Origin of the sequence: Kitasatospora sp. NPDC057518 (assembly GCF_042802075.1) — a bacterium.
GTDB lineage: Bacteria > Actinomycetota > Actinomycetes > Streptomycetales > Streptomycetaceae > Kitasatospora.
This window is the reverse complement of record NZ_JBHVEU010000049.1, coordinates 16,898-29,649: the sequence shown is the minus strand read 5'-3', so window position 1 is coordinate 29,649 and position 12,752 is coordinate 16,898. Positions and strand designations below refer to the sequence as shown.

The following is a 12,752-nucleotide window of genomic DNA, read 5'->3' as shown; positions in this document are numbered from 1 at the left end:
CAGCTCCTCCTCGGCCTCGCCGAGCCGGGCCGCCGCCTCCGCGTACGCCCGGGCGGCGACCGCAGCCGCGGCGACCGCCTCGGTGAGCCGGGTGAGGGCCGTGGCCCGGTCGGCGACCGAGGCCGCCTCTCCCCGGGCGGCCGCAACCCGGGCGGTCAGCGCCTGCTGCTCGGTGTCGAGCGCCAGCAGCCGGTCGGAGAGGACGGCCGCGCGCTCCTTGGCCTCGTGCAGCTCGTCGACCCGGCGGGCACGGTCCTGCGACAGCCGGGCGATCTCCTGCTCGACCCGGCCGAGCGACTCCGCCGCGTGCCGCGCCTCGCGGTGCTCGCGCTCCAGCCCGGCGAGGGCCTGCGCGAGCGCCTCCGTAGCGTCCGGCCCGGCCGCGCCGGACGCGGTGGCCTCGCGCACCCGCAGCGCGGTGAGCGCCTGGTCGGCCTCCGTCCAGACCCGCTCGGCGGCGGCCTGCGCCCGGCGCGCCCGCTCCTCGTCCTCGGCGCCGACCCGGCTGCCGGGCGCGGACTCGGCGGGCGCCGGGTGCTCGGGTGAGCCGCAGACCCGGCAGGCCTGGCCCGCCCGCAGCTGCTCGGCCAGCTCGGCGGCCATGCCGCTGAGCCGGCGGTCCCGCAGGTCCAGGCTGTGCTCGCGGGCGTCCAGCGCGGCGGTGCGCAGGGCGACCACCCGGGGCTCCGCCGCGGCGATCTCGGCGCGCAGGCCGTCGCGCTCCCGGGCCGCGCCCAGGCGGATGGTCAACTCGGTGCGCTGCCCGTCCAGTTGCTCGACCCGGGAGGTCGCCGACCGGGCCTCGGTGTGCTGCTGCTCCAGGCGGGCCAGCCCGTCCTCGAACTCGGCGAGCCAGTCCTCGGCCTCCTCGGCCAGTTCCTCGGCGGCCCGCCGGTCCTCCGTCAGGGAGCGCTGCTCGCGGGCGAGTTCGGCACAGCGCCGCTCCTCCGCCCTGGCCGCCTCCAGCCGGACCACCTCGGCCCGCAGCCGCAGCTCGGCCTCGGCCAGCCCGGCGGTGTCCGCCCCGGCGAGCTCCCGGCCCTCGCCACCGGAGCCGGCCAGCGCCTCGCGGTGCCGGCGCTCCGCCAGCCGGGCGCGACCGAGGGCCTCGGCCGCGCTCTCCCGCAGCCGCAGCGCCGACTCCACCCCGACGGCCTCCTGCGCGGCGGCCAGCCGCTGCCGGTCCGCGGCCGCGGCGGGCTCGAAGCCGGCCAGCCGCTCGGCCAGGCCCACTGCCTCCCGGTGCCGGCGCTGGCGGCCGGCCAGCTCCTCGGCGGTCTCGCGCCGCTCCTGGGCGGCGCGCTGGGCCGCCCCGGCGCCCGCGAGCGCGGCCTCGGCGACGGTGAGCTGCTCGGCCGCGCCGCTGCGCAGGACCGCCGCCCAGCCCAGCACCCCGGCGGCCAGACCGGCGGCGTCGTCCTCGGCCGGCACCCAGCCCGCGGCGGGCTCGGCGTCCGGGCCGGCCGCCTGCTCGGCCTTGCTGGCGAGGTCCCGCAGCCGCCGCCGGCCGGCCTGGACGGCGGCCTCCTGGCCGCGCCGCTGCTCGGCCAGCCAGGCCTCCACGTACTGGAACCGCTCGGTGTCGAACAGCCGCCGCAGCAGCTTGCCGCGCTCCTCCGAGTCGGCCTTGAGGAAGCGGGCGAAGTCGCCCTGCGGCAGCAGCACCACCTGGCAGAACTGCTCCCGGTTCATGCCGACCAGCCGGTGGATCTCCTCCCCGGCCTCCTGGTGCGACTTGCTGAGCCCCCGCCAGCCGGGCGTGCCGTCGCCCGTGTCGGCGACCCACTCGCGCAGCAGGGTCTGTGCCCGCTCCACGGTGGTGCCGGTGCCGACCTTCTTCGGCCGGCGCTGCTCCGGCAGCCGGGTGACCTGGAGCCGCCGCCCGCCGAGGGTCAGCTCCAGCTCCACCGAGGTCAGCCGCTTCGGGTCGGCGTGGTCGCTGCGCAGCCGGTTGGCCCGGCGCGCGCCCGGTGTCTCGCCGTACAGGGCGAAGCAGACCGCGTCCAGCACGCTGGTCTTGCCCGCGCCCGTGGCGCCGCGCAGCAGGAACAGCCCGCCGGCGGCGAGCGCGTCGAAGTCCACCGTCTCGCTGCCCGCGAACGGGCCGAAGGCGGTGACGGTGAGCTTGTGCAGCCTCATCGGGGCAGGTCCGCCTTCCGGTCGGTGGTCTCCCGGACGTGCTCGAAGCCCTCGCGCAGCCAGCCGAGCTCGTCCGGCTCCGGCTCGGCACCGGGGCGGACGTGCCGCAGGAAGCCCTCCGCGATCTCCAGGTCCCCGCGGCCGCTGACCCGCGCCGCGTACGACTGCGAGGGCTCGGCCTCGCTCCGCTCGGGGTCGAACAGCAGCTGGAGGGTGTGCGGGAAGCGGCGACGCAACCGCTCCATCGGCTCGCTCGGCCGGGCCGCGTCGGTGAGCGTGGCCTGCACCCAGGACTGCTCGTGCTCGGCGTACCCCTCCTCGGTGAGCAGCGCGTCGAGGGTGCCGCGCAGCGTCGCCAGCCGGCGCGGCTCGGGGCAGGGGACGCGTTCGGCCGTCACCGAGCCGTCGGCGGCCAGGTCGACCAGCCACATGGTCTTGCGCTGCTTCACCTCGGAGAAGGAGTAGGCGAGCGGGGAGCCGCTGTAGCGCAGGTGCGGGGCGAGCGTCTGGCAGCCGTGCAGGTGGCCGAGCGCCGCGTAGTGCACCCCGTCGAAGACCGACGCGGGTACGGAGGCGACGCCGCCGACCGCGATGTCCCGCTCGCTGTCGCTCGGCGCGCCGCCGGTGACGAAGGCGTGCGCCAGCACCACCGCCCGGGTGCCGGACGGGCGCGCCGCGAGATCCGCCCGGACCTGGTCCATCGCGGCGCCGAGCACCGCCGCGTGCCCGCCCTTCGCTAGCCCGAACCGCTCGCGCACCAGCGTCGGCTCCAGGTAGGGGAGCCCGTACACCGCCACCGGGCCGTGCTCGTCCGCCAGTAGGACGGGCTCGGCGCACTCGCCCGGGTCGGTCCGCAGGTGGATGCCGGCCCGCCCGATCAGCCCCGCCCCGACGCCGAGGCGGCGGGCCGAGTCGTGGTTGCCGCTGATGAAGACCGTCGGCACCCCGAGGTCCGCCAGCCGGTGCAGCACGTCGTCGAACAGCGCGACCGCTTCCAGCCCGGGCAGCGCTCGGTCGTACACGTCCCCCGCGACCAGCACGGCGTCCACGCCCTCGGGCCGGACCACTTCCACCAGGTGGTCCAGGAAGGCGCGCTGGGCGTCGTGCAGGCTCTCCCGGTGGAACGAGCGCCCGAGATGCCAGTCGGAGGTATGCAGCAGTCGCATGGTCCCCGACCCTAACGCGCAGCACTGACAATCCCGCCCGGCCCGGTGGAAACCACACACCCCGGGAGTCCCGGGGGTCCCGGGAGTCCCGGGGGGACGGCGGGCCGCGGGCGCCGTGCGGTGCCGGTGAGGGTGGCGCTGAGCTTGTTCGATTACTTGGGGTGAATTGTCAGTGGCTCTGTGTATGTTCCTCGGCGTCGGCCACCCCCGGTCGGGGCGGCCGACGAGGTCCGGAGTCGGGCGAGCGAGAAGGAGGAGTCATGACTGTCGTGCGGGAGTCGGTGTGCGAGGCGCTGGGCGCTGCGGTGGGGCGTCCGTCGCGGGGGCGGCGGCGGGTGCTGGTGATGGCCGGGCGGAGGCCGGGCGGCGGTGTCGGCGGGGTGTCGGCCGCCGGGCCCGGCGGGGCGGCGCCGCCCGGGGGCGGCCGGCCGCCGGGGGCCCGTGCGGGAGGGGACGGTGCGCGGGCGGTCGGGCTCGGTGGGCGGGTCCGGGGCGCGCCGCCGCCCCAGCCGGTGGCGGTGGCCCTGGCCGTCGACGCCGGGGACTTCGCCGGGCTGGCGCGGTACGGGCTGTTCGGCGGGCTCGGGCACCAGGCCTACCTGCGGCGGGCGGAGGAGCAGCTCACGGCCCTGCACCGGCAGGGGCTGGAGGTGCACCTGCGGGTCCTGGAGGCGGGCGACTTCGAGGACTACTGCGAGGCGCTCGGCCTCGATCCTCGGATGCCCGCCGCCCGGGTCGCCTACGCGGGCGATCCCGAGCTGGCGGGGGAGCCGTTCGTCTACGCGGGGGAGCGGCTGGCCGAGCTGCTCCCGGTGCTGCTGGACGACCACCGGGCGCGGGTGCGGATGTCCGTGGCCTGCGCGGCCCTGCTGGACGCCGTCGGCGAGGACCCGGACGGGCAGTTCCGGATGGCGGCCGTGATGCGGTACGTGACGTCCGTCTACCTGGCGCTCGCCGAGGGCGCGGGGGAGGGGTGCCACCTGCTGACGCTGCGCTGCCACGGCCCGGAGGACGGCGAGGAGCTCACCTCGGCGGTGGACGTCTGCGTGGAGGAGGGGCGGCTGTACCCGGCCGGGCGGGACGCCGAGGCGTTCTGCGTCACGCTCGCGGCGGGCGTCGCCCTGGGCGGGGAGGGGGCGTTGCTGCTGCACGGCGATCCGTCGGCGGGTGTCCGGGCCGCCGGTCAGGCCGACGGCCGGTCCGCCCCGGCCGACGACGCCGGGCTCCGGCCGCCGGTGCTCGGCTGGGCGTTGACCGGCGGGCGGCTGCGGCCGATGACGGCGCACGAGGTGTTCGACGAGCTGGCCGACGACGCCGCGCGTGGGATGCCGTTCCCGCCCGGGGTGGACCCTCGGCCCGGGTTCCCGCTGCCCGGCTTCCGGGGCGTCGGGGAAGGGGGTGGGCCGCTGGGGTGATCGGGGGGCTCGCCGCCTCCGCGTTCACCGCGTTCGCCGCCTCCGCGTCCACCATGCGGCGCTGGGGACTGTTCATCGACCGCCTGTTCGGGGAAGATTCGGAGAAGATCAACAGCAGGAGCGTGCGGTGCCCCACGCCGCCGCTCCGGCCGCTCCGTACCGCGCCCTGCAGGTCCTCCCCGCGCACCGCCGGTCCGGCGAAGCCCGACAGCGAGAGGGGGACGGATGAGCGAGCGGAGCGAGCTCGGTGCCAGGGGGTGCGCAGGGGCGAGCACCCCCGCCGAGCGCCGCGGGGCGAGAGCATGAGCCCGATCGAGTACAGCGCGGAGATCGCCGAACTGCTCGGGAAGGTGCGGCGGCGTCCCACCGCGGGCTGGCCGTGGCGGCCGGGCGAGCAGGTGCCGGAGGGGCTGCCGGTCAAGCAGTCCTGGGGGTGGCTGTTCGCACCGGACGGGCGGGTGCTGACGCTGGTGAACCCCCGGGACGGGATCTGCTCGCTGCCCGGCGGGTCGCTGGAGCCGGAGGACGGCGGTGATCCGGCGGCCGCCCTGGCCCGGGAGGCCGCCGAGGAGGCGCAGGCCGTGATCGGCCGGCCGTACTACCTCGGCTACCTCTACGACCGGGTCGGTTCGGCGAACGGCGGGCACGAGTGCGCGCGGGTCCGGATGGCGGCGGCGCTGCGGGCCGTCGGCCCGAGCGTGGCCGACCCGGCCTCGGGCCGGCACTACCGGCGACTGCTGGTCGCGCCGGGCCTCGCCGTCGAGCTGCTCGGCTGGGGCGCGCCCGGGCTGCGTCAGGCCCGCGCGGCGGTCGCCACCGCGGCGAGCTGGCTCGGCGTGCCCGCGGCCGCGAACGAGGCGATCGAGGAGCTGCCGGTCGACGGCTGCACGGTCTCCCCGGGCGCCGTCTACCCGGGTGCCGTGCACCTCGGTGGTGGCCGCCCCGGCGTGCACGGCTGACCACGCGCGTCGCCGTACTCCTGCGCGACCTCCTGGCGGGGCGCTCTGATGCGCTGCCCTGGCGTGGTGTCCCGCCGTGCTGCCTTGACGCGCTGCCTTGACGCGCTGCCTTGACGCGCTGCCACATCGCGCGGCACGTACGGCAGGCGCGGCAGGTGCGGCCATGGCGGACGTCAACCGTCAGCCGCACGCGTCCGATCAGCCGCACGGGTCCGATCAGGCTCACCGGTGAATTTCACCGGTTCCGCCGATGCCCTGTTCCGCCCACCTTCTGACGTGCCTTGAGGTGTTCTGTCAGCCCCCCCTGCGCCCCTCGGCACCCGCTTCGAATCTGACTCGGCGGTAACCGGGCGGCAGCCCCCCGCTTACCGTGCACAGAACTTCCGCAAGTTGCCGGTCTACGCGCGCTGCGCTACGCGCGTCACCGCGTACCCCCGCTGACCTGGGCGAAATCCCGGATTGTCGGCGGCAATTCATCTCCGGGCTGTCGGACGGCCCGTCAATATCCTTGGCATGACCGCTTCCGGGTTTGGCTACCGCCTGGTATCACTTCTGTGACCCTCGCCACGCCACCCCACTGGAGATGCGATGATCCGCCCTGCCCGTGCTCTGTCCATCGCCGCCGTAGCGGCAGGCCTCACCATGACGACGCTCTTCGCCGCGTCGTCCGCGAACGCCGCCGGTGTCAACTACGTGGCCCTCGGGGACTCGTACTCCTCCGGCGTCGGTGCCGGCAGCTACCTGAGCGACAGCGGCAGCTGCAAGCGCAGCACCAACGCGTACGCGTACCTCTGGAAGAACGCGCACGCGCCGTCCTCCTTCAAGTTCGTGGCCTGTTCGGGCGCCAAGACCGGTGACATCCTCAACAGCCAGATCTCCGCCCTGGACGCCAGCACCACGCTGGTCAGCATCTCGGTCGGCGGCAACGACGCCGGTTTCGCCGACACCATGCAGACCTGTGTCCTCGGTTCGGAGTCCGACTGCGTCAACGCCGTCAACACCGCCAAGAACTACGCCACCACCACCCTGCCCGGCCAGCTGGACAAGGTGTACTCGGCGATCAAGTCGAAGTCCCCCAACGCCCACGTCGTGGTGATGGGCTACCCGCACATCTACAAGATCGGCGGCAGCTGCATCTTCGGTATCGGTGACACGGCTCGCGCCGCCATCAACAGTGCCGCCGACACCCTGGACGGCGTCCTCGCCAAGCGGGCCGCCAACGCCGGCTTCGCCTTCGGCGATGTCCGCAACGTCTTCGCCGAGCACGAGATCTGCGGCTCGCTGACCACCTGGCTGAACAGCGCCACCCTGCCGGTCGACGAGAGCTACCACCCGAAGGCGGCCGGCCAGTCCGGCGGCTACCTGCCGGTGTTCTCGGCCTCCTGAGGACGGTAGGCCGTAAGGGCCTTCAGGGCCGTAGGAGCCGGATCGGCCCGCAGCGGTCGTCGTGGCGGACCGCCGTAGCGAACCGCTTTGGCGGACCGTCGTAACGGACGGGCTCCGACGGGCACTGTCCCGTCACGGGGCATGCCGGTGCCGCCGTCCCCTCCCACGCTTCGGGAGGGGGCGGCGGCACCGCCGTTTCAGCGGCCGTTCGGCGCCGATCCGTTCGGCGAGGATCCGTTCGGCGAGGATCCGTTCGGCGCGGGCCTGGCCGAGGCCCGTCCGGTCGGCGGGAAGGGGATGCCGGCGAGGACCGGCAGGAGTTCCGCCTCCTCGAAGTCGAGGTGCGCCTCCAGTTCGGCGGACATCCGGTCCAGCTCCGTACGGAGCCGCTCCGGTTCGGTGACCGCGATCCCGGCCAGCAGGGCCACCAACTCCTCCTTGATCCGCCCGATGGCTCGGTGCTGCTCGTCGAGCCGCGCCAGGACGTCGGCCAGCTCCGGGTGGCTGCGCGCGAGGGCGGGGAACACGGCGGTGTCCTCGCCGGTGTGGTGGTGCGTCAGCCCGTCGCAGAAGGCCAGGCAGTGCTGGCGCAGCTGCAGCCGGAGCGGGGCCGGTCGGCCCGGGAGGTGGGCGTGCGCTTCCTCCCGTATGTAACGCAGCTGTGCGCGCAGCCAGGTGTGCGCCTCCAGCAGCTTGTCGGCGAGGTTGCGCACCACCGGGGCGGGGCTGACGGAGGGTGGCTCGGGTCGTTCCAGGGCGACGACCGGCAACTCCCGGTCGGTGTGCGCCTGGTAGTCGCCGTAGCCCGGAGCCTGCCGGACGACGGCGGCGAACAGCCGTTCCCGGCGGTCGCCTTCGGCGGGCACGGCGATGGTGTCGAAGGCCTCGACGCCGGATCCTGCGCTGTCGAAGGCCTCGGCGCCGATCTCGACCCGGACCACCGGGTGGGCGAGGAGGTTGCGGTACCACTGGGGGTGTTCCGGTGCCCCGGCGGCCGAGGCGACGACCAGGAGCAGCCCCTCCGCCCGGACGTACCCGAGCGGCACGGTGTGCGGCCGCCCGGAGCGTGCCCCGGTGGTGGTCAGCAACAGCAGGTCGCCGCCCTCGAACGGGCCGCGGACCCGCCCGCCGTTGGCGCGGAACTCCTCGATGACGTTCTGGTTGAAGGACATGGGCATGCGTGTGTGGTGGATCTCCAGAGAGGAAAGGGGAAGTCGCGGTCACCTGCTGTGCCGAGTGCCGAGTGCCGGAACCGGTGATACGGCTGGTCGCGCGTCCGTAGACGTCCGTCACGGGGCACGGTTCGCGCACGCGGGCAGCGCGGTGACCGCCCGGCGTCAGATCAGGGAAGCGGAGAGAGTGCTCATCGCGCATCGTCCCTTCGGAAAGGTGCTCGCTCGGCTGTCGGCCGGCCCACTACTCTGTGGCCGACGCCGCGCTGCACGCCCCCATTAGAGCCAGGCCGCGGACGCGCTGTCAACGAGAACGATCGCCGCCGGAGAGGAACCGGAAGCCGCCGTGGAACGTGTGGTGGACCTCGACGACGCCGCCGCGCGGATCGCCGCCCGGGCCCCGGGGTGGCGTGCGGCCCGGCTGACGGTGGGCCCGCTCACCTGGCGCGATCGGCTCGCCCCGTGGCCGCAGCCGCTGGAGACGGACCGTGCCCGGGTCGTCGATCCGGACTCGGTCGGCCTGCGGCTGGCCGACCCGCTGACCGGTGGGGAACTGGAGGTGGTGCTCTTCCGCGGGGGCTGGGCGGACGTGTCCTACCTGGCCGCCGGCTGGGAGGAGAAGCTGGTCACGGCGGGGGAGCACGAGGCGGGCGGTGCGATCCCGGCCCAGGACATCACCTCCGCGGCCGACTTCGAAGCGCGCCTGATCGGATGGACGGGAGACGTCTTCGGCGGCTGAGCGCCGGAGCGCGGGAGCGCCCGAGCGAACGGCGACGCGCCGCCGCCCCCCTCGGAGGCGGCGACGCGTCCGTCAGGCCCGGACGGGTGCCCGTCAGCGGAGGTAGTCGACCAGGCCGGCCGGCTTGAGCCCGGCGGCGTCGGCGGCGGCGAGGGCGCGCTGGAGGTCGGAGGCGAGGGTGTCGGTCCAGTGCATCAGGACGACGTCGCCCGGCTGCAGCAGGCCCGGGTGCCAGATGTTGGCGGCGCCCCAGCTGAAGTCCGCGTCGGCGGTGAGCACGGTGCGGATGCCGCAGTTGGCGGCGGCCTGCAGGGTGTCGGCGTTCCAGGTGAAGTACGGCGGGCGGAAGAACGTCGGCGTGGTGCCGAAGATGCGGGTCATGGAGTCACGGGCATCGCAGATCTCGACCTGCTGCCGTTCCAGCGGGAGCGTGCTGAGGTCGGTGTGGGAGACGCTGTGGTCCTGGACCGAGGAGCCGGGTACGGCGGTGACCCGCCGGAAGAAGTCCGGGTCGGTGGCGGCCGGCATCGGCAGCGGGAAGGCGGTGATCGGCAGCCGGTGGTCGGCGATGAACCGTTCCGCCTCGGGGGTGCGCTGCCAGCCGTCGTCCACGGTGAAGAAGACGACCTTGTCGTTGGTGGGGACGGAGCCGGCGGCGACGGCCGGGGCGGGTGCGGGGCCGTCCACCCGGACGTCGTCCACGGAGAACGGGCCCTGCTGGTACCAGCCGTGGACGTACAGCCGGATGCTGCGCGCGTTCGGGCCGGTGGTGAACCGGGTGCTCAGTCGCTGCCAGCCGCCGCCGGTGGTCTCCGTCCAGGCGGGTGCGACGTCCTTGCCGGTGCCGGTGGCGCCCAGGTAGACGAAGTTGCCGCGCACCCATGCGGAGGCCGTGTAGGTGGTGTTGGGCTGGACCGCGACGGTCTGCGCGCACTCCCCGGTGGAGTCGGCGTTCGCGGGGGTGACGGTCAGCGCGGAGGCGCCGGTGTGCGGGGCGTTGGCGGTGACGGCCGCTTCGGCCGGTCCGCCGGTGCAGCTCCAGCCGGGGACGCTGCCCCAGTCGGCGAGGTCGGGGGAGGGCAGTTCGAAGCCGGGGTTGGTGGCGAGGTTGACGGTCGGGGCGGCCTGGGCGCTCGGACCGCCGGCCGGGGCGGCGTCGGCCGAGGCCGCCGGTGCGGCGAGGCCGGTGAGCAGGGCGACCGAGGCGGCCAGCGCGGACAGGCGCGTGGACAGGCGTGTGGACGGGCGCGCGGACAGGCGTGTGGACATCGACACGTGAGGACTCCAGCAGGTGGGGGTACGCCCGTGGGGAGGGCGTGAGCGGAATCGGACCGTGGAACTCTGGATCGTCGCAACAATGGACTAGACCAATAAGGCCGTCAAGGGAACGGCGGATGAACCAGTTCGCCGCTGCGCGGTCATCGCGCCTGTGGCACAAGGGACAAGACGGTACGTCAAGGACCAGACGGACAACCCCGGTTCAGGGCAGGTACAACTCCTCGATGTCCGTCGCGTAGTGCTCGGCGATCGCCGCCCGCCGCAGCTTCAGCGAGGGCGTCAGCAGCCCCTGCTCCTGGCTGAACTCCCGTGGCAGCAGCCGGAACGCGCGGATCGACTCGGCCCGCGAGACGGCCGTGTTCGCGGCCGCCACCGCACGCTGGACCTCCACGTGCAGCTCCTCGTCCGCGAGCACCGTCCACGGGTCGGCCTGCTCCCGCCCGTGGGTCTTCAGCCAGTGCGCCAGGGCGGCCGGGTCGAGCGTGATCAGTGCGGCCACGTACGGGCGGTCGTCGCCCACCACCAGGCACTGGGAGACCAGCGGGTGCGCCTCGACCCGTTCCTCCAGGGCCGCCGGGGCCAGGTTCTTGCCGCTGCTGGTGACGATCAGGTCCTTCTTGCGGCCGGTGATGCTGAGGTAGCCGTCCTCGTCCAGCCGGCCCAGGTCGCCGGTCGCGAACCACCCGTCGACCAGGGACTCGGCGGTGCACCGCGGATGGTTGAGGTAGCCGCCGAAGACCGAGCCGCCGCGCACCCACACCTCGCCGTCGTCGGCGATCGCCACCGAGGCGCCCGGCACCGGCTGTCCGACCGTGCCGAGCTTCTGCCGGCCGGCCGGGTTGGCGGTGATCGCGGCGGCGGTCTCGGTCAGCCCGTAGCCCTCGTACAGCTGGAGGCCCGCGCCGGTGAAGAACAGGCCCAGCTCGCGCCGGAGCGTGGAGCCGCCGCACATCACGCTGCGCACCCGGCCGCCGAGCACCGCCCGCAGCCTCGGGTAGACGGTCCGCTCGTACGCGAGGTGGCGCAGCCGCAGGGCCGCGCCCGGTCCGGGGCCGCGGCCGAAGGCCTTCTGCTCCCGGGTGGCGGCCCAGTCGACGGCCACCTGCCGGGCCTGCTCGAAGAGTTCGCCGCGCCCGGCGTCCTCGGCGGCCCGCCGGGCCTGCTGGAAGATCTTCTCGAAGACGTACGGGACGGCGTGCAGGAAGGTCGGGCGGAAGGTCTCCAGTGCGGGCAGCAGCGCGTCGGTGGAGACCTCGGGGATGTGCCCGATCCGGAAGCCGCCGCGGATCGCCGCGATCTGCACGGCCCGCCCGTAGACGTGCGCGAGCGGCAGGAACAGCAGGGTGGCGGGGCGGCCGCCGCCGGTGTCGCGCAGGACGTCCCCCCAGCCGGCGAGCAGGGCGTCCGCCTCGGCGGCCAGGTTGGCGTGGGTGATCAGGCAGCCCTTGGGGCGGCCGGTGGTGCCCGAGGTGTAGACGACGGTGGCGATGTTCCCGGCGGCGACGCCGAGGCGCTGGCGGTGCACCAGGGAGTCGGGCACGCCGAGGCCGTCCTCGGTGATCGCGGCGACGCAGTCGCGGTCCAGCTGCCAGATGCCGGTGAGGTCGGGCAGCGCGTCGCAGACCGCGCCGACGGTCATCGCGGCGTCCTCGTCCTCGACCAGGCAGGCCACCGCCTGGGTCTCGGCGAGGATCCAGCGCACCTGCTCGGGGGAGGCGGTGGGGTAGACCGGCACGGTGATCGCGCCGATCGACCAGAGTGCGTAGTCGAACAGCGTCCACTCGTAGCGGGTGCGGGACATCAGGGCGACCCGGTCGCCGTAGCGCACGCCGTGGGTGAGCAGACCCTTGGCCAGGGCGAGCACCTGGTCCCGGAACTCCCGGGCGGTGACGTCCTGCCACTGTCCGTCCTCGGTCCGCCGGGACAGCTGGACCAGGTCGGGGGTGCGCCCGGCGGTGTCGTAGAGGGAGTCGGCGAGTCCTCCGGAGGCCTCGGGCACGGCCGGGGCGGGGGTGGTGAACTCGCGCACAGTCCTCCCCAGTTCGGTGCCGGTAGTACGGGGTGGGCCGAAACTATCGGATCACCCTGTCACTGCCCAGGGTTGTGGCGGTGACACGACGAGATCGGCACCGGCCTCCTCCGGTGGTGTCGTCCCCGGGGAGGTGCGGAGGAGGAACCGCTGAGGGTGCGGGGGCCTCGTGTCAATCCCGCATTTCCGGGCACGGGCGGACAATCCGGACGCGAAGCGGAGGAGGGGGAGGCCGGTTTCTGACGTGTGCGGGACGAGACCGGTCGGTGGACCGGTTCGCCCCTCGAACGAGTGGTGAGGGCGTAGTAGAGTCTCGCAGACCTGTGGCCGGAAACCCCTCCTCCGACCTTGCCCTCGGCACCCTCCATGCCGTCCCGCGCCACCCCCCGTACCAGCACCGACCCGGCTCCGCCTCGGCCCCGATCCGGCCCTGAACCGGCGCCTCGACACCGTCCCTCCACCGCTCCCG

The 12,752-nt window shown here is 74.6% G+C and carries 9 protein-coding genes; 4 read left to right on the top strand and 5 right to left on the bottom strand.

The window, feature by feature from the left end:
- Positions 1-2,139 (bottom strand): AAA family ATPase (locus ACFU7Z_RS07925; RefSeq protein WP_380776936.1); only part of this gene is annotated, 2,139 nt, incomplete at its 3' end.
- Positions 2,136-3,305, bottom strand: a complete 1,170-nt coding sequence (locus ACFU7Z_RS07920) for an exonuclease SbcCD subunit D (RefSeq protein WP_380776934.1) — start codon at positions 3,303-3,305, stop codon at positions 2,136-2,138. The genes ACFU7Z_RS07925 and ACFU7Z_RS07920, both read right to left, overlap by 4 nt.
- Positions 3,306-3,565: 260 nt before the next feature.
- Here ACFU7Z_RS07920 and ACFU7Z_RS07915 point away from each other — a divergent pair, with 260 nt between their 5' ends.
- The 3 genes from ACFU7Z_RS07915 to ACFU7Z_RS07905 all read left to right on the top strand — a co-directional run bounded on the left by ACFU7Z_RS07915 (position 3,566) and on the right by ACFU7Z_RS07905 (position 7,065).
- Positions 3,566-4,720: a hypothetical protein gene (locus ACFU7Z_RS07915; protein ID WP_380776932.1), complete on the top strand. Its 1,155-nt coding sequence runs from the start codon at positions 3,566-3,568 to the stop codon at positions 4,718-4,720.
- A 302-nt stretch (positions 4,721-5,022) separates the two neighbouring features.
- On the top strand, positions 5,023-5,679 hold the full coding sequence (locus tag ACFU7Z_RS07910; RefSeq protein ID WP_380776930.1) for an NUDIX domain-containing protein: 657 nt from the start codon (positions 5,023-5,025) through the stop codon (positions 5,677-5,679).
- A 588-nt stretch (positions 5,680-6,267) separates the two neighbouring features.
- Positions 6,268-7,065 (top strand): SGNH/GDSL hydrolase family protein, encoded by a 798-nt coding sequence (locus ACFU7Z_RS07905; protein WP_380738633.1) that lies wholly within the window; start codon positions 6,268-6,270, stop codon positions 7,063-7,065.
- Between the two features lie 197 nt (positions 7,066-7,262).
- Here ACFU7Z_RS07905 and ACFU7Z_RS07900 read toward each other — a convergent pair whose 3' ends face one another.
- Positions 7,263-8,243 (bottom strand): nitroreductase/quinone reductase family protein, encoded by a 981-nt coding sequence (locus ACFU7Z_RS07900; protein ID WP_380776928.1) that lies wholly within the window; start codon positions 8,241-8,243, stop codon positions 7,263-7,265.
- 340 nt (positions 8,244-8,583) lie between these two features.
- On the opposite strand from ACFU7Z_RS07900, the gene ACFU7Z_RS07895 reads away from it, so the two are divergent.
- Positions 8,584-8,976, top strand: a complete 393-nt coding sequence (locus ACFU7Z_RS07895) for a hypothetical protein (RefSeq protein WP_259316972.1) — start codon at positions 8,584-8,586, stop codon at positions 8,974-8,976.
- A 93-nt stretch (positions 8,977-9,069) separates the two neighbouring features.
- Here ACFU7Z_RS07895 and ACFU7Z_RS07890 read toward each other — a convergent pair whose 3' ends face one another.
- Both ACFU7Z_RS07890 and ACFU7Z_RS07885 read right to left on the bottom strand, forming a co-directional pair.
- Positions 9,070-10,245: a polysaccharide deacetylase family protein gene (locus tag ACFU7Z_RS07890; protein WP_380776940.1), complete on the bottom strand. Its 1,176-nt coding sequence runs from the start codon at positions 10,243-10,245 to the stop codon at positions 9,070-9,072.
- Positions 10,246-10,456: 211 nt separating this feature from the next.
- Positions 10,457-12,283, bottom strand: coding sequence for an AMP-dependent synthetase/ligase (locus tag ACFU7Z_RS07885; protein ID WP_380776926.1), 1,827 nt, complete (start codon positions 12,281-12,283; stop codon positions 10,457-10,459).
- Positions 12,284-12,752 lie beyond the last annotated feature (469 nt).

What these genes read in the sequence shown, in the direction of transcription:
- ACFU7Z_RS07920 (WP_380776934.1), bottom strand. Translation starts at nt 3,305, where the DNA reads ATGCGACTGCTGCATACCTCCGACTGGCATCTCGGGCGCTCGTTCCAC.
- ACFU7Z_RS07915 (WP_380776932.1), top strand. Translation starts at nt 3,566, where the DNA reads ATGACTGTCGTGCGGGAGTCGGTGTGCGAGGCGCTGGGCGCTGCGGTG.
- ACFU7Z_RS07910 (WP_380776930.1), top strand. Translation starts at nt 5,023, where the DNA reads ATGAGCCCGATCGAGTACAGCGCGGAGATCGCCGAACTGCTCGGGAAG.
- ACFU7Z_RS07905 (WP_380738633.1), top strand. Translation starts at nt 6,268, where the DNA reads ATGATCCGCCCTGCCCGTGCTCTGTCCATCGCCGCCGTAGCGGCAGGC.
- ACFU7Z_RS07900 (WP_380776928.1), bottom strand. Translation starts at nt 8,243, where the DNA reads ATGCCCATGTCCTTCAACCAGAACGTCATCGAGGAGTTCCGCGCCAAC.
- ACFU7Z_RS07890 (WP_380776940.1), bottom strand. Translation starts at nt 10,245, where the DNA reads ATGTCCACACGCCTGTCCGCGCGCCCGTCCACACGCCTGTCCACGCGC.